The organism is Rhodanobacter thiooxydans LCS2 (genome assembly GCF_000264375.1).
GTDB lineage: Bacteria > Pseudomonadota > Gammaproteobacteria > Xanthomonadales > Rhodanobacteraceae > Rhodanobacter > Rhodanobacter thiooxydans.
Genome location: NZ_AJXW01000003.1, coordinates 163,642 through 185,136, shown reverse-complemented (window position 1 = coordinate 185,136; position 21,495 = coordinate 163,642). Strand labels below are relative to the sequence as shown.

Sequence of the window (21,495 nt, the reverse complement as noted above, 5' to 3'; positions counted from 1 at the left end):
GCACGGCTCCCGGCATTCGGCCAGCCGCAAGATCAGAGCTTGCTCTGCTCGACCTGCCGCTCGCGCTGCATCAGTGTCCATTCGGCATGCTCGGTGAGCGCGGCGTCGCCGAGTGAAAGCAGGATCTGCCGCTGCAGCGCTGGATCGCTCGTGCGATCCAGCGCCGCACGCGCGCTGGTGAAGATGCGCTGCATGAAACGGTACTGCCGGATCAGCTCCTTGTCGGCCTTGCGGTAGGCATACGCCTCGCGCACGGCAGCCATGATCGACAGCACCGCCATGACCAGCACCAGGATGGTCTTGGTGTCGTGCGACAGCCGGTGCACGAACACCGCCAGGAACACGCTGATCGCCACGCCGCCCCACAGGCTGATCGAGCCGACCGCCTCGGTGACATGGTGCAGCCCGGTGCGCTCGGCGGTCTTGCGCTCGTAGTAATGAAGCTGGCCGGACTTGCCGGATTCGCCAACCCACTCCGCAATGACCTGCGCCAACGCCGCGGGCGGCGACTGCACCGGCCGGAGCGCCGCCTGCAGGCCGGCGGCGCGCATGACGTTGCGGATCCAGCCCAGTTCGATGTTCTGCTTCTGCAGGAAGTTGTCGTGGGCGAACTCGTGGTCGGCGTTCGCCGCGATGTTCGCCCGCTGCCAGTACGACTGGATCCGCAAACCCTCCGCCAGCGCGCGGTAGTCCAGGTACTTGCGATGCCAGCCGCGGTGCTTGGCCAGCATCGCCACCGCGCCGCCGCTGGCGAACAGCAGCAGGAACAGATAGATCAGGAAATCCTGCGCGGGCAGGTGGGCGTAGAAAGTGAAGGCGATGCCCATCAGAGCCGCCAGCGTGTAGGTCAGGCGCATCGCCAGCAGCACGCGCCGTTGAAAGTGCAGCGCCAGCCAGTCGGCGGCGCGAAACAGGCTGTCGACGTCTGCCGTGGCATCCGCCGCGTCGGCCGGTCGCGCCGATGCCGCGATCTCGTCGGCATACGTGTCGCACTCGCCATTGAACTCGACCATGCGCGCGAACATCAGCCGGAAGTCCGCCGGCAGGCTGTCGGCGGCTGCCACCGTTTCGGCGGTGCGCCACAACGTCTGCAACGGCAGCAGTCCGGCGGCCGGTGCGCCATCGGCGCCGTCGCGCGAACAGACGATGTGGTAGAGCAGGCTTTCGTCACCACCGCCAAGCACGTGGTGTGTATCCCGGCGCCGGTCGATCAGGCCGGGCATGGTACCGCTCAGGTGGTAGTTGACGATCTGCGCGGTGCCGCCGAGCCGGCCCGATACCTTGCCGTCCCAGATCGCCAGCAGGATGTGGCAGTGGCTGGCGATGTAAACGCCGGCCTTGGCGTACTGGCGATCGCGCGCCACGCCCGGCGAGCCGATCGCCTGCCGCGGTTGCGCCATCAGCTGCGGCAGCAGCACGATCTCGGCCTGGCGGCACAACAGCTGAAAACTGGCGCGCACCGCCTCAGTGGAGAAGTCCTCGACGTACAGGTCCGGCGGCAGCGGCAGCGGCGCCACCAGCCGTGCGCCGACGGCGAGCGCCTCCTGCGCGACCAGCTGGTCGCCACCCTCGGCCAGCGCGGACACCACCACCAGCGGCAGCGCGGGGAACTCGTGCCGAAGTTGCGTCAGGAAATCCCGCACGCGCTGCCGGATCGGCTCGATCTCCTCGGCGGGGATGTTGCGATGGCTGGTGACACCGACAACCAGGGGAGTCATGGCGGCTTCCGGATGATGTTGAGTATCACGATGGTCAACGCACGGCCTCGCACCCCGATGATACGGAGCAAGCCATCGCCGCCCGCTTCCCCATGGAACCGGACTAGCCCCGATGTTTGACTCGCTGCTGGCGGCGGCGCGTCAGTTGTTCTTGATCAGCGGTGCGGTGGTGGTATCCGGCGACAGTGGGCTCGTGGTCTGCTCGGGTGCCGGCCCGCTCTCATGGCTCGCCCCACCTATCTCTTCGCTGTCCGGCAATGGCGCACCCGGGTCGGGCTGCTTTTCGGTAATGGACATGATGTTCTCCAGAGCTGTTGAAGATCGATGTTGGCGGGGTGTGCCTGCCCCGCCGGGTTGCGGACCCGCACGCGGTCCGCTGGGACGTTGTTGAGAAGGGGCGTCCTGCGCTTGTCGAACGCGCCCGCTTCGGCACACGTCCGTGGCTGGCTGCGCCGAAGCAGGCACCTGGCGTGCCTGCTTCGCGACGGGCCTTCCGTGGCCCGCACCGGCAGGATGTTTTCAACACCCTGCTAGGTGTTCTTGATCATGGGGCTCGTCGTGGTGGCGATGATGGACGTCACACGCGACTGGTAGACTTGGCCGTCGATCTTGGCGCTCAACTGATAGACCCACTCCCCCGACGTGACGGCGCTGTTGTTGAGATCGCTGATGCTGATCTCCTTGCCGTTCTCGCCCAGCACGGGGGCGCTGAAGATGCCCGCCGGCGGCGTCTTGTCAATCCAGACAAAACCCGGCGGGGAGTCCTGTTGCGAGTTGAACTTTCCAGTGGCGGCGTTTCCGGTCAGCCGCCATGTGATGGTCTGCGGGTCGGGACTTCGGCCGACGTTCACATTGCCGTGCTGGCTGATGTCGAGACACCACGGGGTTGTGCTCTTGTCGAGGGTGACATCGAGATTGTTCGGCATGATGGATTCCTTGGTGGTGGGGGTTTGAGCCGATACCGCGCTTGCTGGTGCTGTCATTTCCCCTGTCCGTTTCGCTCGGCCTTACGGGCGAGCGTTCATGTCGATTGCCGCCAGCAGCTTCTGCTGGAATGCCGTATTGGCCGGGTAGTCGATGTGCGCGCGCCGCAATACGTTCATCAGTGCGATATCGCGGTAGCCGCTGTTCCATAATTGCTGGATCAACGGTTGCGCTTCGGCCTTTCTGCCGAGCGCAAGCAGGGCCTCGACCCGCAACGCCAATAGCCGGGGATCGCTGCCGCCGCTTCTCACTGTCTGCATCGCGCTCAAGGCGTCATCGCGCAGTTGCTGCGCGGCAGCTGCATCGTCGGTGACCGCGGCAAGCGACAGCTTCGCGCCCACCGTTGCCAGCAAGGTGGCGCGGTCGTCGGGCTGCTGGGCGAGCAGTGGATCGAGCAGGCGCAGCGCAGCGCGAGCCTGCGCGCGCGCCACCTCGGTTCGACCGGCGGCCCGCGACTGCGCGCCCTGCTCCAGTTGCGCCTCGGCAAATTCGCGCTGCCAGGCCGTGTTGCCCGGATCCTGCCGGGTCAGGCTGGCGAAGGTCATCAATGCCCGCGCGGTGAGCGCGGCCGCCGCTGCCCCATTGCCGTTCAGCCGCCGCAACCGGCTCAACTGGGTGGCGTACAACGCCGCATGTTCCTGAAAGCCGGCATTACCCGAGTCGATTACCTGCAACTGCGTGGCGATGTCGACCGCCTGCTGCAATCCGGCGATGCCGGAGGTGACGTCGCCGGCCAGCGCCCGCGTGCGCCCCAGGATAGCGCGGACGATCAGCATGTTGTCGCGTTGGTCGGTGTCCTTCGGATCGCGCGCCGCCAGCGCGGACTCGATCGCATCGTCGGCGCCATACTGTGCGATGGCTGTGGCCAGTTCGCCGCGCATCAGGGCCAGCTTGCCGAGATTGTTGTGTGCCAGGCCAAGCGATGCCGCCCACTGGGTATTGTCGGGTTGGGCCGCGACCAGCTTGCGCATCAGCGGCAGCATGCTCCGGTACGAGAGCATCGCATCGTCCAGCTGGCCGCGCGCCTCCATCACATGGCCGAGGTTGTTGTCGATCATCGCCAGTTCGAACTGCAGTTGCGTGTCATCCGGCGCAAGCACGCGCGCGCGCTGCAGGATGGTCTGCGACGCGACGAAATCCCGCTGCGCGGTATCGAGCTGCCCCTGCCGCCAATGGGTCATGCCGATGAACGCGTGGATTTCCGCGGCAGCCAGCTGCCGCGGCACGTCGGCAGGCGCGGCATCGGCGAGCGCACCCGCCAGCTTCAGGGCCGCCTGGTAGGACGCCATCGCCGCAGGCAGATGGCCTTGGTCAAGCCGCACGCTGCCGATCTTTTCCAGCGCCTTGGCTCGCTGGGCCAGCGCCTCGTCGGTAACGTCGGTGGTCGGCAGCGACTGGAAGTAGCGCATCGCGTGGTCGTCCACGGCTTCCATGATGTCCAGCCGCGAAGTCCGTGCCAGCTTGTCATTGAGGTCACCCAGCATGAAACCGACCAGGTCCTCGGCCTGTTTCTGCCGACGCTCGGCGGCCTGGCTGGCGACCACCGCGGCATGGCGGGCGATCAGCGCGGTGATCGCCAGCACCGTGGTCACCGCCATCACGATCAGCGCCAGCGTGGCCAGCGCCGCCATGCGCCGGGTGCGCCGCTGCAGTTCGCGTCGCTTCAGCACATCCAGGCCGACGTCGAGCATGCCGGCGATCAACTTCAGCTTGGCGTTGGCCTTGCCGTCCTTGCCGGGCCGCACATCGGCGGCGATCGGTTCGGTGCGCTCGTGGCTCAACTCACCGTCCGCGCCGAGTTGGTGACGCAGCGCCGGCGCGAAGCATTCCTCGGCGGCGCGACCGGGCAGCTCGCTGGCGCCGGGTTCGCCGTCCACGATCAGGCAGAAGATGCGCTCGCTGCGCCCGAGTCGCTTGAACGCCAGCACTTCCTCGTTGACCCAGTGCGAGGTCGCCGAGTGCGGCGAACAGATCACCAGCAGGCTTTCCGACTGGGCCAGTGCCTCATTGACCTTGCGGCCCAGGTCGGTGGCGCTGGCCAGTTCGTCGCGGTCGCGGAAGATCGGCGCCAAGCGGGCGGGGATCTCGCCGAACGCCGTCGCCTGGCCGATCAGGCGCTTCGGCACCGCATAGGTTTCCAGCGCCCGGTGCAGCCAGCCCGCCCAGGCCTTGTCCCGGTGGCTGTAGCTGATGAAGGCGCGGTACCGGAATGCCGGCATCGCCGAAGCTTGCGCCATGACGCATCGCGCTCCCGCACGAGGTGACGCACTCCCTTGCCGGGAACCCTTCCCCATCCGCTCGACCGGACCCTGGGCACCCAGCCACCCCTCGGGCGGCACCCGCAGCGAAGAACGCTAGCACCAGAAATGTGATGCAAATCTCATTTTTGCGGTATCAGGAAGCGATTTCTCGGTCTGGAATGACTCGATGCGGCAATTGCCTTCACCTCCTGTCGACGCCCTGACCGCCTGCCGCAGCCGGACCCACGCCCAGCGGCCTTCCGTTCCGGGCCACCGGAATGCGGGCGATGCCGGCCGGGTGCAGAATGTCGCCATCATGAAAAGCCTGACCGCGGGAATCCGTTGCCTGGCTGCCGCCATGCTGTTGACCGCGGCGCCGGCCGCCGGCGCCCAGAACATCTACAAATGCACGCAGGGCGGGCAGCTTGCCTACACCGACCATCCCTGCCCGAACGGCAGCGGCGAACTGCTGCACCAGGCCGACGACACCGAAGTCATCGACCGCTACCTGCGTCTGGGCCAGGACGAGCTGGCCAAACGCTATGCGCAATCGCGCCACCTCGAAGCGCTCTACCAGCAGCGCGTCGACGCCCGCCAGCAGGCCATGGACGAGAAGGCCCAGCGCGACGCCGACGAGGCCTACGCGGCGCAGCAACGCGCGGAGGAAGCCCAGCAGCAGGCGCTGGCCGACCAGGCGGCGGCACAGGCCGCCGACCGCGACCGGCTGCAGGCCGAGAATGCGGCGTTGCGCCAGCAGAATGCGGACTATCAGAACCAGCTGAGCCAGCCGGTCTACAACGCTCCGCCCGCCTACTGGGGGCCGCCCTACCCGCGTCCCCCTCGCGACCACGACCACGACGGCGACCACGGCCAGCATCCGCCGCCGGTATCGGACCAGCCAATCTTCCACCCATGCAAGCAACTGGCTGGCGGCCGCACACAGTGCTGAGCCGGCGGCGTACCGCGCTCACTTGAACCGGTGAATGAAACCCACCTTGAAGCCGCCCGGCAGCCAGCTGACGATCAAAGGCGAGTCCCGGTGCGCCGCCCACAGGCCAATTCCGGTGCCCAGCGCGGCGCCGACCAGCACGTCGCTCTGCCAGTGGCCATGCGTCTTCACCCGCGCCACCGCGTCGTACGCCGGCAGCAGGGCCAGCGCATACACGGCCGGATGATCGCGCCCGTAGGTGACGATGAACGGCGTGATCGCCGCCGAGATCGCCGCCACTTCCCCGCTGGGAAAGCTATGGGCATGGCCGCCGGCAAAGAACTTGTCGGGATCGTCAGTCTGCGAAGGACGTTTGCGTTGGAAGGTGTACTTCATCGCCTCGGCGCCGACGCCGGTCACCACCATCGCATCCACCGAACGCCAGAACGTGTCGCCCAGCTGGTCGTTGTCGCCGAACACCAGGGCACCGCCGACCACCGTGCCGATCGTGCCGTACAGCAGCGCGTTCTGGTCGGAGCGGTTCCAGATGCCGCTGTTGTCATAGTGGACGCGGTGGTCGATGCCGAACGGGCCATCCCCCGCACGAACGCCGCCTGAAAACAGGATGACGGCGGCGAACAGCCAGAACCTCGATGCAGGCATCTCTCGGCTCCCGCACGACAGGCAGCGCCTGCCTTCCCGACGCAAGCTACGCGGGCTGCCTTTCATCCGGCTTATGGATCGGGCCGCAGGGTCGCCGATGGCGATTGACGGGGCGTGCGGGGGCAGAGGATAGTGGCTGCACGGAAAACCGATCCGCCGCGGCATACCTCATGCCACGCCCAACGACGATCCAAGGAGGCCGTCATGAAATCCACCCGGCTATCTTTGCTGCTCGGCATGCTGGTCGCCGGTACTGGCGCGGCCGCAGCTTCCTCCGGCTCGCTCAACGAATTCCAGCCCAAGGTTCTGCCGGTCCTCGTGCAGGTGAATACCCACGGCAAGGTCACCGACGCCTCGCCGGCGATGGAACTGCCGCCGTCGCTGCGCCGATTGCTGCGGCAGAACCTGGATGAAATGATCAGCAAACCGGCGACCGATCACGGACGTCCGGTGTCCAGCCAGTTCATCGCCAACCTGGTGCTGCACACGACACCCCGTACCGGAGGCGGTTACGACGCCCAGTTCGTCTACGAATCCATCTCGCCGGTACCCCCGGGCTCCTGGTACTGGGTACATATCGACGGTCATCGGCTGGCGCTGGCGAGCAGGAGTTCCTTCAACCGCGGGGAGCGGATCCGATTCGACGAGAATCGGGGAATAGACCGGTCCGCGAACCCCATGAACTACCAGTCCGCACCGACCCCGGTCATGCAGAACGCTACCCACAGCGCTCCCAGTGCCCCACCGGCGAGCTCTCCCGCAGCAGATCACTGAATCGGCGTGGCAGTCGCGCGCAAGGCTCGAGGCCTTGCGCACGAGCCCCGTACTCTCGATCGCAAGGGTGTCGGACGCGATGCGCCGAGCTTCCGGACTCTGCGCGCAAAGCCTCCAGCTTCCCGCATGACGCCTTGATCCTTTCGCGCAAGCCTTCGAACTCTGCACACAAGGCTCAGGGGCGTGAAACCGCAAGGCTCGAAGCTCCGGACGCAAGGCTGCAAGTCTTGCGCGCCACGCCGACGGCTCCGGCCGCAGGGCCTTGATCTCCCCGCGCAAGCTTCCGCAGCCTTGCGCATCGGAGTTTTCGCTTCGCACGCCGGGGTCAAACCGTTGCGGACGGATGCTCCGGCGTGGCCAGCCGGTTTTCCCCCGCGGGGTTTGCAGTACGGTGGCTGCGCCAGGGAGCACTCAGGGGGAGTGAAATGGCGAAACGCATGAAAAGCGGCTTCGAACAGATTGCGGCCATGCCGTGGTGGCTCGGTATCCTAATCGGCCTGATCGGGTATGTCGCGATACGACACGGCATCGGCTGGTACCTCGCATCCAGTCACAACCCCGTCCTTGCCGGCATGGGCCGGATGTCGGCAGCTGGCGCCTACGCACCGCTCGCCTGGATGCTGCTGATCGGCTGCTGGCTCGCCGCCCTCGTCTCTTTCGTCAGTCGCGGCCGCCGGCGACAGTTGCTCGACAGCCAGACCGGCACCGACAGCCTGCACCGAATGAGCTGGCGCCAGTTCGAGCAACTCGCCGGCGAAGCCTTCCGCCGCCAGGGCTACGCCGTCGAAGAAACCGGCCTCGGCGGCGCCGACGGCGGCATCGATCTGATCCTGCGCAAGAACGGCAAGACCATCCTGGTGCAATGCAAGCAGTGGCAGAACTGGCAGGTCGGCGTCAAAGTCGTGCGCGAAATGTACGGCCTGCTGATGCATCACCAGGCCGCCGCGGTGAAGATCGTCGCCCTCGGCGACTACACCCCCGACGCCCACCGCTTCGCCCAAGGCAAACCCATCGAACTGATCCACGGCGGCGAACTGATCGCCACCGTGCGCAAGCTGCAAACCGGCAAGGCCCGCACCACGCATCCGCTGGATACGCCGCTGGCGTTCGGCGGAAGCATGATCACCAGCCTCCTCCTGATCGCGGTGCTCTCGTCCTCCACCGCAACCGCACCATCGCCACCCGCTGCAGCGCCCGTGGTTCCAGCACCCGCTGCCATTCGCGCCGCATACAGACCGGAAGCACCCAACGTACGTCGCCCCTCCGCGGTACCCGCACCGCGCGCCCAAGCGACGACCTACGCGAGCGAATCGCAGAACGATGCGGAGTTGCGCGAGTGGAAAAAACGGAACGCCGAGTCGATGAATATTCTGGAGAAGACTACAAAAGAAATGCCGTTACGCTAGCGTGTCTCACGTACTGCGATGCTTCAAAACGTTTGATACCGTAAATTTGACTTGAAAATACACTCAGATTCAGGTTTCTGCTGTCTTGTACTGGATCAGGCATCAATAATTCGAGATTCATCACATGGCTCTAACCACCCTGCAAATTCATGGTTACCGGGGATTCTCGCAACAAAGTGAGATTACCTTTGCCGTGCCAAACGGAGAACCCGGGAGCGGCTTGACCATCCTGACTGGCCCCAACAACGCCGGAAAATCGTCCATCCTCGAAGTCTTACGAGCACGCGGCGGCCAGCAGCCCGTGAGCTTCACACAGGGCGTACGAAATGACAGGGTTCAATCTGTCTCAATCAAATACACAGTCAACGATAAGGTCGAGTCAATCCAGTCCATAGCCAAAGGCTCAAGCGAGACAAAAAAAGAGGGTGTCGACCTTGGTGTGAAAGTGTTCGTCCTACCTTCTAGACGCGCCTTCAATCCATATTTTAACAAATCCTCTTGGAATCGCGATACCTTTCTGACGAACAGCCAGCTTCCCTCGCAGCGTTCGTCAACATTGAGTGGCTTCGAATTCCGCCTTTTTCATGTGCTCAACGCACCCGAACCCTTTAACCTCCTGCTGAAGCAGATTTTAGGTTTCACGCCGAATTGGACTATCGATCAATCAGATCACGGTCAGTATTTCCTTAAATTTTTTTCCGGCACGCAGTCCCACTCCAGTGACGGGATGGGCGAAGGGATTATAAGTGCGTTCGCCATTGCCGACGCCTTGTATGATTCTCAACCTAACGAGATGGTTGTCATTGATGAGCCGGAACTTTCGTTACACCCAGCCTTGCAAAAACGTCTCGCGCGCGTCTTGGCCAGCTACGCCGCCGATCGCCAAATTGTCATTTCCACGCACTCGCCCTATTTCGTCAACCTCGAGGCAATCGCTGCCGGAGCGGCGTTAGTTCGTGTGATCACTGGCACAAAAGGCACGACAATCCATCAGCTGTCACACAACGGCCGAGACGCCATCAGCCGGCTAGTCACATACAACCTGTCCAACCCACATGTCCTTGGGCTGGATGCCAAGGAGCTTTTTTTTCAAGAGGACAACATCCTTCTGACGGAGGGGCAGGAGGACGTCATGCTCTATCCCACGGTATTTAAGCAGCTCGGGATTGAGATGCCCGCTGAAATTTTCGGCTGGGGCGCGGGAGGAGCCGGTAACATTAAACACCTCTGCCAAGTATTAAGTGACCTTGGTTTTATGAGGGTGGCCGCGCTGTTTGACAACGACAAGACGGTCGACCACGCGGACGGAAAATCACGCTTTCCAGACTATATATTCGAGCTCATCCCTGCGAAGGACATACGCACCAAACCCGCAAAAGACGGTAAGGCACCGGTAGAAGGGCTCCTCGACGATAGCTATAAACTGAGGGAGGAACTTCGAGCTGCAACCCGAGCGGTAATGACACGCCTTATTGAATATTTCCAGCGCTCCTAGATACAGCAGGAAATGGAGCATGCATTATTCTTCCATCATGGCCTTGAGGTGCACTCATAAAGAAAGCCCGTCGAATTCAACGGGCTTTCTTATCAAGCTGCATCTTGAGACTTACAGTCCCAACAACACCCGATTCATCCTCTGCACGAACGCCGACGGATCCGGCAGCTGCGCGCCGGCGGCAATCTCCGCCTGCTCCAGCAGCAGCGTGGCCAGATCCTTCGCCTTCGCCTCGTCCGTTTCCGCCTCGACCCGCTTCAGCAGCGCATGCTGCGGGTTGATCTCCAGCGTCGGCTTCGACTCCGGCATATCCTGCCCGGCTTCCCGCAGCAGCCGCGCCAGGTGCGGCGCCATTTCGTAATCGGAGAGCGCCAGGCATGACGGCGAATCGGTCAGGCGTGCCGATACCTTGACCTCGCCCACGCGGTCGCCAAGCAGTTCCTTGAGCTTCTTCAGCAGCGGCTCGGCTTCCTTGGTCGCCTCCTCCTGCTTCTTCTTGTCCGCCTCGTCCAGCGGCAGTTCGCCCTTGGCCACGTTGCGCAGCTTCTTGCCCTCGTACTCGCTCAAGCTGCCGATCATCCATTCGTCGATGCGGTCGGACATCAGCAGCACTTCGATGTCCTTGGCCTTGAACGCTTCCAGCTGCGGGCTGCCCGCGGCGGCGGCGTAGCTGTCGGCGGTGACGTACCAGATGGCGTCCTGGCCGACGGCCATGCGGCCGATGTAGTCGTCCAGCGAGACGTTCTGCGCGGTGCCTTCGCCCTTGGTGCTGGCGAAGCGCAGCAGCTTGGCGATGCGTTCGCGGTTGTTGGCGTCCTCGCTGATGCCTTCTTTCAGCGTGTTGCCGAAGGCCTTGTAGAAGGTGGCGAATTTCTCGGGCTCATCCTTCGCCAGCTTCTCGATCAGGTCCAGCACGCGCTTGACGCAGGCGGCCTTGATCCGCTCGAGCTGGCGGTTGTGCTGCAGGATCTCGCGGCTGACGTTGAGCGGCAGGTCGTCGGCGTCGACCACGCCGCGCACGAAGCGCAGGTAGTTCGGCAGCAGCTCTTCGGCGGCGTCCATGATGAAGACGCGCTTGATGTAGAGCTTCATGCCTTTGCGCTCGTCGCGGCCGCCCATCATCAGGTCGAACGGCGGCTGCGAGGGGATGTACAGCAGGGTGGTGAAGCTCTGGCTGCCTTCGACGCGGTTGTGCGTCCACGCCAGCGCGTCGTTGAAGTCGTGGCCGAGCGACTTGTAGAAGCTCTGGTAGTCCGCGTCGCTGATCTCCGACTTCGGCTTGGTCCACAGCGCCGAGGCGGCGTTGATGGTCTCGAACTCGTCGGTGGGCTTGCCGTCCTTCTCGGTCGGCATGCGGATCGGGAACGCCACGTGGTCGGAGTAGCGGGTGATCAGCGCGCGCAGCTGCCAGCGGCTGAGGAACTCGTCCTCGTCGGCCTTCAGGTGCAGGATGACGGAAGTGCCGCGCTCGGCCAGCTCGACCGGTTCCAGCGTGTACTCGCCCTTGCCGTCGCTTTCCCACTTCACGCCCTCGGCGGCCGGCGCATCGGCGCGGCGGCTGAGCACGGTGACCTTGTCGGCCACCACGAAGGCGGAATAGAAGCCCACGCCGAACTGGCCGATCAGCCGCGCGTCGGCCTTCTGCTCGCCCGACATCGCCTCCAGGAAACGGCGCGTGCCGGAGCTGGCGATGGTGCCGATGTTGGCCACGATCTCGTCGCGGTTCATGCCGATGCCGTTGTCGCGCACGGTGACGGTGCGCGCATCCGGGTCCCAGCTGACGTCGATGTGCAGCTCGCTGTCGCCGGCCATCAACTCGGGCTTGGCGATCGACTCGAAGCGCAGCTTGTCGCAGGCGTCGGAGGCGTTGGAGATCAGCTCGCGCAGGAAGATTTCCTTGTGCGAGTACAGCGAGTGGGTGACCAGGTGCAGCACCTGGGCGACTTCGGCTTCGAACTTGCGGGTTTCGGCGGGTGCGTTCATGCGTGGATGTTCCGTTGTTGCGTTGACGTTTTGGATCGTCATTCCGGCGCAGGCCGGAATCGCACTTGCGTCTTTGCGTAGTCGTACTGGAAATGCGATTCCGGCCTGCGCCGGAATGACGAATGTAGGGGTCTATGGTGCAACCATTCTTACGCGCTGCGCTGCAGCGCCGCGATGCGCTCCTCCAGCGGCGGGTGGCTCATGAACAGGCGCCTGAAGCCGTCGGCCAGCGGACCGGAGATGCCGAACGCCGCGATCGTCTGCGGCAGCGTGCTCTCGCCGTGGTTGGCCTGCAGCCGCTGCAGTGCCGAGATCATCGCACCGCGGCCGGCGAATTGCGCGCCCGCCGTGTCGGCGCGGAACTCGCGCCAGCGCGAGAACGCGGCCACGATGATCGAGGCGAACAGGCCAAACACCAGCTGCAGCACAATCACGGTCACGAAATAGCCTATGCCGGTACCGCCTTCGCGGTCGTCGCGACCGCCCGACATCCAGCTGTCGACCAGCCGCCCGACGATGCGCGCGGCCAGGATCACCAGCGTGTTCAGCACGCCCTGGATCAAGGTCAGGGTGACCATGTCGCCGTTCGCCACGTGGCCGATCTCGTGGCCGAGCACCGCGCCGGCCTGCTCGCGGTTCATCTGTTGCAGCAGACCGGAGCTGACCGCCACCAGTGAGCTGTTCCTGGTCATGCCGGTGGCGAACGCGTTCATTTCCGGCGCATCGTAGATCGCCACTTCGGGCATGCCGATGCCGGCGTTCTGCGCGTGGCGGCGCACCGTGTCGACCAGCCAGCGCTCCGTCTCGTTCTGCGGCTGCTCGATCACCCGCGCGCCGGTGGACATCTTGGCCATCCACTTGGACATCGCCAGCGAAATGAAGGCGCCGCCCATGCCGAACACGGCGGCGTAGGCCAGCAGGCCGCCCATGCCGCCGTAACCGCGGGCGGCGGCCATCTGGTCGATGCCGAACAGGCGCAGGACGATGCTCAGCAGGAGCAGGACGGCAAGGTTGGTTGCGATGAACAATGCGATGCGACGCATGGCTGTCTCTCTTGTGGCAGTCATGAAGGAAAAGGGAAAAACCGCGGTTCAAGATTCGGGGCGCAAGCGGCGGCTTTCAAGGGTTGCCGGGGGGCGACCGAGGTACGCGCCGCTACCCTAGAATGCGCCGATGAGCTACCGCGGTCGCTTCGCCCCCTCGCCCACCGGGCAACTGCACTTCGGCTCGCTGGTCGCCGCGGTGGGCAGCTGGCTGTGCGCGCGGCATGCCGGCGGCGAATGGCTGCTGCGGGTGGAAGACATCGACCCGCCGCGCGAGGTTCCCGGCTCGGCCGCCAGCATCCTCGCCGCGCTGCCGGCGTTCGGCCTGGTCGCCGACGCGCCGGTGTTATTCCAGTCGCAGCGCATCGCCGCCTACGACGCGGCGTTCGAACAGCTGCGCGTGGCCGGCCAGGTGTTCCCCTGCTGGTGCAGTCGCAGTGAGCTGGCCGGTGCCGGCGGCATCCACCGCGACGGCCGCTGCGTCGCACTGCCGCAGCCCGGCCAGGCACCGGCCTGGCGGTTGCGCGTGCCGGATATCACCATCGCGTTCGACGACGCGCTGCAGGGACCGCAGCGGCAGAACCTGCGCGGCGAAGTAGGCGACTTCGTGATCCGCCGGGTCGAGGGCCTTTATTCCTACCAGCTCGCCTGCGTGGTCGATGATGCTTTCCAGGGCATTACCGAGGTGGTGCGCGGGCAGGATCTGCTCGACTCCACCGCGCGGCAGATCTGGCTGCAGCGCTGCCTGGGGCTGCCCACCCCGATTTATCGCCACCTGCCGCTGGTGCTGGACGGCGAGGGGCGCAAGCTGTCGAAATCCGAACAGGCCTTCCCGGTCGACCCGGCCGATCCGCTGCCTGCGCTGCGGCGGGCGCTGGCGTTCCTGCGCGTGCCGGCGCCGGCCATGGCAGCGGATGCCGGCGACCTGCTGGCCCAGGCGCTGGCCAACTTCGAGCCGGCGGATTTGCCGCATTGCAGCGGTCACTCTTTCGCCTGAGACGCTATAAATGCCGGACGCGCCGGCGCCTGGCGACAGCGGCTGAAACATGCCCTCGCCATGCTCCGGTGCGACAGCCCACGCTTCACCTGCACAGGAGTTTCAAGGACATGACGCAGCGCACGGCATTGGTCACAGGCGGCACCGGCGGCATCGGCAGCGCGATCGTTCGCTACCTCGCCGGGCAGGGACATCGGGTGGCCACCAACTATCGCGACCCGGGCAAGGCCGAAGCCTGGCGCAAGGCCATCGCGGCCGAGGGCATCGAGGTATGCATGGTGCCCGGCGACGTCTCCGACCCCGTTGCCTGCGAGGCGATGATCCGTGCAATCGAGGAGAAGTGCGGCGCGGTCGACATCCTGATCAACAACGCCGGCATCACCCGCGACACCACCTTCCACAAGATGAATTACCAGCAGTGGACGGACGTGATCAACACCAACCTCAACGCCTGCTTCAACGTCACCCGCCCGGTGATCGAAGGCATGCGCGCGCGCAAGTGGGGCCGCATCGTGCAGATCAGCTCGATCAACGGTCAGAAGGGCCAGTACGGCCAGGCCAACTACGCTGCGGCGAAGGCCGGCATGCATGGCTTCACCATCTCGCTGGCGCAGGAGAACGCGAAGTTCGGCATCACCGTCAACACCGTCTCGCCCGGCTACGTCGGCACCGACATGGTGATGGCCGTGCCCGAGGAAGTGCGCGAGAAGATCGTGGCGCAGATCCCGGTCGGCCGCCTCGGCAAGCCGGAGGAGATCGCCCACGCGGTGGCCTTCTTCATCGGCGACCAGGCCGCCTGGATCACCGGCGCCAACCTGGCGATCAACGGCGGGCATTACATGGGCTGGTAAGGCAGCAGGAGCGTGCGGATGAGCGGGATGTGCGCGGTCACGGGGCGCACCGCGATCACCGCAAGCCCCCGGACACATCCTGTGGAGTTCGATCGCGGGGCGCTCCAGCGAGCGGATGGCGAGCCGGCATGACCTGGGCCGGGCTTGCATAACCGATCACCCCAGGCGTATATCCCATGGTCACCAACCTGGTGAAAGGAGATCGCTCATGGTCATGGAACGTGTTTCCGGCACCTGCGCATGGATGCTCGCTGGCCTGGCGCTCGCCGTGGCGCTGCCGGCATGGGGGCAAAGCGGAGCACCAGCCACCGGCACCCCGACTTCCCCAGCCTACCTTCCCTCCACCACCGCGCCCTCGTACGACAGTGACCCGAGCTTCGGCACCTCGCCGAACGAGGACTTCAACACCCCCGAGAGCGATGCCAGGCCGGGGGTATATTTTTTCAACATCGCCGCCCGCGCCTACGAGCAAAAGAACTACCGCTATGCGATCGACATGTACAAGGTCGCGGCGTCATGGGCCTACAAGCCAGCTGAATACAATCTCGGGGTGATGTATTACCGCGGCCAGGGCGTGCCGGTGGATCGCCCGCTGGGCGCCGCCTGGATGGTTCTGGCGGCTGAGCGCAACACACCGCAGTACATCGCGGCGCGCGACCTGATGATCACGCCGCTGAGCGAAGCCGACTTCGCCCGGGTCGATACTCTGTGGAACCAGCTCAAGCCTACTTACGGCGACGCCACCGCCCTGCATCGGGCCAAGATGCGCTGGGCCCAGGTGCGCGCAGGAATGACCGGCTCACGTACCGGCGGCGCCACCGGGCCGCTGAAGGTTGGCTCGAATGGCGGCCCCTCGGCTCCCAGAACGGGCAAGAGCATGACGGGCACCCCCTTGCATACGAATACTGCGGGTTTCGAGATCACCAGCGGGCATGACATGCATGGCGTGGTGGCCTATCAGCAGTTCCGCGAAAGCGACAACCCCTACGACCCGAAATTCAAGACGGATCCGGTCGGCACCACCTCGGTGGGCGCCCTGGTTCCAATTCGCGCCAGCGAGGGCAAGGCGGCTACGGACAAGACCTCGGGTGACAAGACCTCGGATGGCAACCCGTCGGCCGACAAGCCCGGCAATTTGTAGCCATTCTCCGCCCGGGCGCGAGAACCGCACGGTGAGCTTGACCTGACGCTGGCCATCTCGACATGCGGACACGTGCGCGCTCGCTCCCGTGTCCAGTCACCCCAGCAGCTTCTCCAGCACCTTGCCCACCGCCGCAAACGCGAAGGCGCCGGTGACGTGGGTGGCCGCGCCCAGCCCGCCGCCGCAGGCCAGGTTCATCGCGTCGCCGCCAGGCGGGCGGGTACCGCAGACCGTGCCGTCCGGTTGCGGATACTGCACGTTCTGCAGCGAATAGACGGCTGAAACGCCGAAATAGCGATCCGGATTGCGCGGAAAGTTGAAGTCGGCGCGGAGCTTCTTGCGGATCAGGCTGAACATCGCGTCGTGCTCGGTGCGCGAGAGGTCGCGCACGCGGATCTGAGTCGGGTCGGTGCGTCCGCCGGCCGAGCCCACGCTGACGATCGGCAGCTTGCGCCGGCGACACCAGGCGATGGTTTCGAGCTTCACGCGGAACGCGTCGCAGGCATCCAGCACCACGTCGTAGCCGCGGTCGAGCAGTTCGTCCAGCGTGGACGGGGTGAGGAAGCGCTCGACCGCCTCCAGCCGGATGGTCGGATTGATCGCGTGCGCACGCTCCGCCATCACCCCCACTTTCGACTTGCCGTACTCGCCATCCAGCGCGTGCAGTTGGCGGTTGGTGTTGGACACGCAGACCTCGTCGGCGTCGATCAGGGTGAGCCGGCCCACGCCGCTGCGCGCCAGCGCCTCGACCGCCCACGAGCCGACGCCGCCGATGCCGATCACGCAGACGTGCCTGCCTGCCAGCGCGGCCACGCTGCCGCTGCCGTACAGCCGCTCGACGCCGGCGAAGCGTTCGGCCGGGAACGTCGCCGCGCCGGTGGCGCCGCCGGGCGGGTGCGTGGTTGTGTCTGCGTGGGTCACCAAGAAATCCTGCTGCAAAGGCGCCATTTTATCGTGCCTGCGTGGATGACGTGCGGCGGCCCGCGCTATCCTGCGGGTTTCCCACCCTCGGAATCGTAGCGATGCGCGCAGCCCTGATGATCCTGCTTGGCCTGGCGATCGGCGTGATCGGCACGGCCAACGTGATGAATGCGCTGGCCGCGCGCAACCCGATGCCGAAGGCGGTGATGGCAACGATGGACTACCACGTGGGCGAACTGAAGAACGCGATCAAGGCGAAACGGTGCGATCCGGTGAAGGTGCAGCATCACCTGGCCCGCCTGGAGTCGACTGCCAGCGACATCACGCCGGTGTTCGGCATCAACGAGAAGGCCTTCACCGACGACGCCACCCAGTTGCAGGAACGCCTGCACCAGGCTGTGCAGACCGCGCCAGCAAGCTGCGAGGCAGTGGCGGCCGCGATCAAGCCGGTCGGCGAGACCTGCAAGAGCTGCCATCAGCAGTACCGCTGAACCGAAGGGGCATCTCGAAAACCTCCGTTGCCCCAGCGAAAGCTGGGGCCTGGTGACTCCAGAGTTCTTGTCGGCAAAGACACTGGATTCCTGCTTGCGCAGGAATGACGAGCCAAACAACGGGTTTCCGACGTTCCCGCCCCGATCCTGGCAGCCAGGAAAAAGAGGAAGGTCAGAAGCGGATCTTGCCGCGCAGCATCTGGCCGTACATCGCCCAGTCGCCCATCAGGCTGTACAGCGGGTGCCTGAAGGTGGCCGGGCGGTTCTTCTCGAAACCGAAGTGGCCGACCCAGGCGAAACCGTAGCCGGCCACCGGCGCCAGCCACAGCCAGCGCAACTGGCCGCTGGCCAGCGCCAGCACGACTACCGCAACGACCAGCGTGCTGCCGATGAAATGCATCCGGCGGCACCGACGGTCGCGGTGCTCGCTGAGGTAGAACGGATAGAACTCGGCAAAGCTGGTATAGCCAGACATGATTCTGCTCCGCGGCGGAATGCCCCGATTCTGCCACTCAGTTGATCCATGCGCGCTGTAGGGCGGGCACTGCCCGCCGGCCTTTGCCTTGTTGAAGCCGAAGGCGGCGGACCGTGTCAGCCCTGCGAAGCGAGGCAATCCGCGTGCGCCTACTCCGGCAGCGGGATGAATTCCTGCTCGTCGCCGGCCACTTTCGGGAAGCGGCCTTCACGCCAGTCGGCCTTGGCCTGTTCGATGCGCTCGCGCGTGCTGGCCACGAAGTTCCACCACAGGTGCCGTTCACCATCCAGCGGTGCCCCGCCGAACAGCATCAGCCGGCTGGTCTCGTGCGCACGCAGCGTCGGCGCCGACGGGCCGGCCTGCACCGCCATCTGCTGCGCGCCAATCTCCAGCTCGCCCCAGCGCACCGCCCCCTCGACCACATGCACGCCGCGCTCGGCGTGTTCCGGCGGCAACGCCAGTTCGGCGCCCACCTCCAGCCGCACTTCGAGGAAAAACATCGGCGCGAACACCTTCACCGGCGAACGCTCGCCGTAGGCGGTGCCCGCGATCAACACCGCCTCGACGCCGGGCTGGCGAATCCGCGGCAACGCATCGCTGTCGTGATGGTGGAATTCCGGCGCCACCTCGGCGTCGGCCTGCGGCAGCGCCACCCAGACCTGGATGCCATGCAGCAGCTTGCTGCCCTGACGCGCCTCCGGCGGCGTGCGCTCGGAATGGGCAATGCCATGGCCGGCGGTCATCCAGTTCACCGCGCCAGGGTGGATATCGGCCAGGCTGCCAATGCTGTCGCGATGGCGGATCACGCCGTCGAACAGCCAGGTCACCGTAGCCAGGCCGATGTGCGGATGCGGCCGCACGTTCATGCCGTTGCCGGCGGCAAAGGTGACCGGCCCCATGTGGTCGTAGAACACGAACGGCCCGACGTGCCGCGCCAGCAATACCGGCAGCATGCGGCGCACCATGAAACCGTCGCCGAGGTCATGCAGGCGGGTACCTTCGATCAGGGCAGGCGCAGCATCCATCACGTTCTCCTCGATGATTACCAGGCCCGCTGATATTGCACTGGCGCGTCGATCTTCGCACCCAGCCGCTGTGCCGCGCGCCGCGGGAAGTACGGGTCGCGCAAGCTCTCGCGCGCAATCAGCACCACGTCGGCGTCGCCGGTGGCGACGATCTGTGCGGCCTGCTCAGCGCCGGTGATCAACCCCACCGCACCGGTGGCGACACCGGCCTCGCGGCGGATCTGCCCGGCGAACGGCACCTGGTAACCCGGACCCAGCGGGATCTTCGCGTGCGGCACCAGGCCGCCGCTGGAGACGTCGATCAGGTCCACGCCCAGCGCCTGCACCTGGCGCGCCAGCTCCACGCTTTCTGCTGCGGTCCAGCCGCCGTCGACCCAATCCGTCGCCGAGATGCGCAGCCACAACGGCAGTTCGGCCGGCCACGCCTCGCGCACGGCAGCAAGCACCTCGCGCACCAGCCGGGTACGGTTCTCGAAGCTGCCGCCATAGCGATCGTCACGCCGGTTGCTCAGCGGCGACAGGAACTGGTGCAGCAGGTAGCCGTGCGCCGCATGCACTTCGATCAGCTCGAAGCCCGCCGCCAGCGCGCGCCGGGTGGTTTCGCGGAAATCCGCGACCACCGCCTTGATACCGGCCTCGTCCAGCGCCTGCGGAACCTGCCAACCGTCGTCGAACGGCAGCGCGGAGGGCGCCACGATGCGCCAGTCGCCCTGTCCGCTCGGCACCGGGCCATGTCCTTCCCACGGCCGCAGCGTGCTGGCCTTGCGCCCGGCGTGCGCCAGCTGCACGCCGGCAACCGCGCCATGCACCTTGATGAAGCGGGTGATCGGCTGCCAGGCGTCCACCTGGGCCTGGTTCCACAGGCCGGTGTCCTGCGGCGAGATGCGGCCTTCGGCGGAGACCGCGGTGGCCTCGGCGATCACTGCCCCCGCGCCGCCCACCGCGCGGCTGCCCAGGTGCACCAGGTGCCAGTCGTTCGGCACGCCGTCGATGGCGGAGTATTCGCACATCGGCGAGACCACCAGGCGGTTGCGCAGGCTCAGGCTGCGCTGGGGAAGCGGTTCGAACAGTTTCATGGGGGTGTCCGGCGGTCTGGATCTCTCGACATGCAGCCGGGCCCGCGCCGAATCAACCCGCCGCGCTGTCGCTTGCGACGAACGCTGCGTCCGGCTCGGCCAGCCAGTCGGCGATGCGCGCGGCGACCGGCACGGGCGTCCCCATCCAGCCGAAATGGTCGGCCGGCTGACCGCCGAGATCGTCGCGCGCGATCGTCTGCACGCGCCGTGCACCCGGCCCCAGCTTGCCCAGCAGCCACTCCAGCGATGCCGCCGGACCCAGCCAGTCCTCCTGCAGCCGCAGCGCCAGCAACGGCAGTGGCAGCGCGGCCAGCTGGCGTTCGAAATCCTGCGTCATCCCGCTCGCCGCGTAGCGGCCAGTGCGCCCGCTGCGCGCCCAGTCGGCGATCACCCCGCGCGCCTCGTTGCCGCCGAAGCCGAGCCGTCGTCCGGGCAGGTAACCCAGCAGCCCGGCCAGCAGGGGCGCCAGCACATAAGCCTGCCGAATCAGCCCGCCATGCCGGAAGCATCGCCAGTACGGCGAACCGCTGGCCACCAGCAGCAAGCCAGTGAAGTCGCGCGGATGCAGGCTGGCGTAGAGCAGGCCGAGCTGGCCGCCCAGGCTGTGCCCGCCAAGCAGGCAGCTCGCCTGCGGCCAGCGCTGGCGCATGGTGGTCAGGCCGGCGGGCAGGTCGTCCTGCAGCAACTGGCGATAACCCCAGTTGCTGCCGCGGCCGGCGCGTCGGTCGCTGGAGCCGATGCCACGCCACTCGTGCAGCACCACCGCGATGCCCCGCGCCGCCAGCGCTTGCGCCAGCGGCAGGTAATGCCGGGCCGGTATGCCCATCGCCGGAATCCAGTACAACAGGCGCTGCCAGGCCGCGGCCGGACACACGGCCATTAGTTCGAAACGGGCGCCGTCGGCGGCGGTTGCCGGAAGCACCAGCGGCTCGGCCGTGGCGGGGATGTTGTCGATGGAAGGGTCGGCCATTGCCGCAGGCTAGCGAATTGTCCCCGCCACCACAAAAAAGAGGCCGGCTTGCGCCGACCTCTTCAAACGGATGCCGCCACCGCCCTCAGACCGGGGTGACGTCTTCGGCCTGCAAGCCCTTCTGGCCGTCGACGACCTTGAAGCTCACCTTCTGGCCTTCCTGAAGGCTTTTGAAACCCGAGCCGGTGATGGCGCGGAAATGCACGAATACGTCAGGGCCGTTCTCACGGCTGATGAAGCCGAAACCCTTGGCGTCGTTGAACCACTTGACGGTACCTACTTCACGATCCGACATGACTCACTCCGATCCTATC

Annotated in this window: 21 protein-coding genes; 8 read left to right on the top strand and 13 right to left on the bottom strand. The window is 65.8% G+C overall.

Features of this window, described 5'->3' with window-relative positions:
- Window positions 1-32: 32 nt before the first annotated feature.
- The 4 genes from UUA_RS01265 to UUA_RS01255 all read right to left on the bottom strand — a co-directional run bounded on the left by UUA_RS01265 (window position 33) and on the right by UUA_RS01255 (window position 4,939).
- Window positions 33-1,718, bottom strand: a complete 1,686-nt coding sequence (locus tag UUA_RS01265; protein WP_008433566.1) for a hypothetical protein — start codon at window positions 1,716-1,718, stop codon at window positions 33-35.
- 141 nt (window positions 1,719-1,859) lie between these two features.
- Window positions 1,860-2,015, bottom strand: a complete 156-nt coding sequence (locus UUA_RS19185) for a hypothetical protein (RefSeq protein WP_155943229.1) — start codon at window positions 2,013-2,015, stop codon at window positions 1,860-1,862.
- A gap of 233 nt (window positions 2,016-2,248) precedes the next feature.
- Window positions 2,249-2,644 (bottom strand): hypothetical protein, encoded by a 396-nt coding sequence (locus tag UUA_RS01260; protein WP_008433565.1) that lies wholly within the window; start codon window positions 2,642-2,644, stop codon window positions 2,249-2,251.
- An 81-nt stretch (window positions 2,645-2,725) separates the two neighbouring features.
- Window positions 2,726-4,939 carry a toll/interleukin-1 receptor domain-containing protein gene (locus UUA_RS01255; protein ID WP_008433564.1) on the bottom strand — a complete coding sequence of 738 codons (2,214 nt, stop codon included), beginning with the start codon at window positions 4,937-4,939 and terminating at the stop codon, window positions 2,726-2,728.
- 319 nt (window positions 4,940-5,258) lie between these two features.
- Between UUA_RS01255 and UUA_RS01250 the strand changes: the two genes are divergently transcribed.
- On the top strand, window positions 5,259-5,891 hold the full coding sequence (locus UUA_RS01250) for a DUF4124 domain-containing protein (protein ID WP_008433563.1): 633 nt from the start codon (window positions 5,259-5,261) through the stop codon (window positions 5,889-5,891).
- An 18-nt stretch (window positions 5,892-5,909) separates the two neighbouring features.
- On the opposite strand, the gene UUA_RS01245 is transcribed toward UUA_RS01250, so the two are convergent.
- The gene (locus tag UUA_RS01245; protein WP_008433562.1) at window positions 5,910-6,533 is read right to left on the bottom strand and encodes a phosphatase PAP2 family protein; all 624 of its coding nucleotides are present in this window, start codon (window positions 6,531-6,533) and stop codon (window positions 5,910-5,912) included.
- A 204-nt stretch (window positions 6,534-6,737) separates the two neighbouring features.
- Here UUA_RS01245 and UUA_RS01240 point away from each other — a divergent pair, with 204 nt between their 5' ends.
- From UUA_RS01240 to UUA_RS01230, 3 genes are all read left to right on the top strand, one after another.
- Entirely contained in the window at window positions 6,738-7,307 is a 570-nt protein-coding gene (locus tag UUA_RS01240; RefSeq protein ID WP_008433561.1) for a hypothetical protein, read from the top strand.
- A 425-nt stretch (window positions 7,308-7,732) separates the two neighbouring features.
- Window positions 7,733-8,713, top strand: a complete 981-nt coding sequence (locus UUA_RS01235; protein WP_008433560.1) for a restriction endonuclease — start codon at window positions 7,733-7,735, stop codon at window positions 8,711-8,713.
- A gap of 124 nt (window positions 8,714-8,837) precedes the next feature.
- Window positions 8,838-10,208, top strand: a complete 1,371-nt coding sequence (locus UUA_RS01230) for an ATP-dependent nuclease (RefSeq protein ID WP_050981759.1) — start codon at window positions 8,838-8,840, stop codon at window positions 10,206-10,208.
- A gap of 111 nt (window positions 10,209-10,319) precedes the next feature.
- Here UUA_RS01230 and htpG read toward each other — a convergent pair whose 3' ends face one another.
- Together htpG and htpX are read right to left on the bottom strand one after the other, a co-directional pair.
- On the bottom strand, window positions 10,320-12,191 hold the full coding sequence (gene htpG / locus UUA_RS01225) for a molecular chaperone HtpG (protein WP_008433558.1): 1,872 nt from the start codon (window positions 12,189-12,191) through the stop codon (window positions 10,320-10,322).
- A gap of 149 nt (window positions 12,192-12,340) precedes the next feature.
- Complete coding sequence (htpX, locus tag UUA_RS01220; protein WP_008433557.1) at window positions 12,341-13,234, bottom strand: protease HtpX; 894 nt, start codon at window positions 13,232-13,234, stop codon at window positions 12,341-12,343.
- Window positions 13,235-13,364: 130 nt separating this feature from the next.
- On the opposite strand from htpX, the gene gluQRS reads away from it, so the two are divergent.
- From gluQRS to UUA_RS01205, 3 genes are all read left to right on the top strand, one after another.
- Window positions 13,365-14,231 (top strand): tRNA glutamyl-Q(34) synthetase GluQRS, encoded by an 867-nt coding sequence (gluQRS, locus tag UUA_RS01215; RefSeq protein WP_008433555.1) that lies wholly within the window; start codon window positions 13,365-13,367, stop codon window positions 14,229-14,231.
- Window positions 14,232-14,341: 110 nt separating this feature from the next.
- Entirely contained in the window at window positions 14,342-15,082 is a 741-nt protein-coding gene (gene phbB / locus UUA_RS01210) for an acetoacetyl-CoA reductase (RefSeq protein ID WP_008433554.1), read from the top strand.
- A gap of 208 nt (window positions 15,083-15,290) precedes the next feature.
- Window positions 15,291-16,223 carry a tetratricopeptide repeat protein gene (locus UUA_RS01205; RefSeq protein ID WP_008433553.1) on the top strand — a complete coding sequence of 311 codons (933 nt, stop codon included), beginning with the start codon at window positions 15,291-15,293 and terminating at the stop codon, window positions 16,221-16,223.
- A 96-nt stretch (window positions 16,224-16,319) separates the two neighbouring features.
- Here UUA_RS01205 and UUA_RS01200 read toward each other — a convergent pair whose 3' ends face one another.
- Window positions 16,320-17,171 (bottom strand): tRNA threonylcarbamoyladenosine dehydratase, encoded by an 852-nt coding sequence (locus UUA_RS01200; RefSeq protein WP_008433551.1) that lies wholly within the window; start codon window positions 17,169-17,171, stop codon window positions 16,320-16,322.
- 74 nt (window positions 17,172-17,245) lie between these two features.
- Here UUA_RS01200 and UUA_RS01195 point away from each other — a divergent pair, with 74 nt between their 5' ends.
- Window positions 17,246-17,635, top strand: a complete 390-nt coding sequence (locus UUA_RS01195; RefSeq protein WP_008433549.1) for a cytochrome c — start codon at window positions 17,246-17,248, stop codon at window positions 17,633-17,635.
- 172 nt (window positions 17,636-17,807) lie between these two features.
- On the opposite strand, the gene UUA_RS01190 is transcribed toward UUA_RS01195, so the two are convergent.
- The 5 genes from UUA_RS01190 to UUA_RS01170 form a co-directional block, all read right to left on the bottom strand.
- Window positions 17,808-18,110 carry an Mpo1-like protein gene (locus UUA_RS01190; protein WP_008433547.1) on the bottom strand — a complete coding sequence of 101 codons (303 nt, stop codon included), beginning with the start codon at window positions 18,108-18,110 and terminating at the stop codon, window positions 17,808-17,810.
- Between the two features lie 149 nt (window positions 18,111-18,259).
- Window positions 18,260-19,135: a pirin family protein gene (locus UUA_RS01185; RefSeq protein ID WP_008433546.1), complete on the bottom strand. Its 876-nt coding sequence runs from the start codon at window positions 19,133-19,135 to the stop codon at window positions 18,260-18,262.
- 17 nt (window positions 19,136-19,152) lie between these two features.
- Complete coding sequence (locus UUA_RS01180) at window positions 19,153-20,211, bottom strand: NADH:flavin oxidoreductase/NADH oxidase (RefSeq protein ID WP_008433545.1); 1,059 nt, start codon at window positions 20,209-20,211, stop codon at window positions 19,153-19,155.
- A 52-nt stretch (window positions 20,212-20,263) separates the two neighbouring features.
- Entirely contained in the window at window positions 20,264-21,181 is a 918-nt protein-coding gene (locus UUA_RS01175) for an alpha/beta hydrolase family protein (RefSeq protein ID WP_008433544.1), read from the bottom strand.
- Between the two features lie 85 nt (window positions 21,182-21,266).
- Window positions 21,267-21,476, bottom strand: coding sequence for a cold-shock protein (locus UUA_RS01170; protein ID WP_007507924.1), 210 nt, complete (start codon window positions 21,474-21,476; stop codon window positions 21,267-21,269).
- Between the last annotated feature and the right edge of the window lie 19 nt (window positions 21,477-21,495).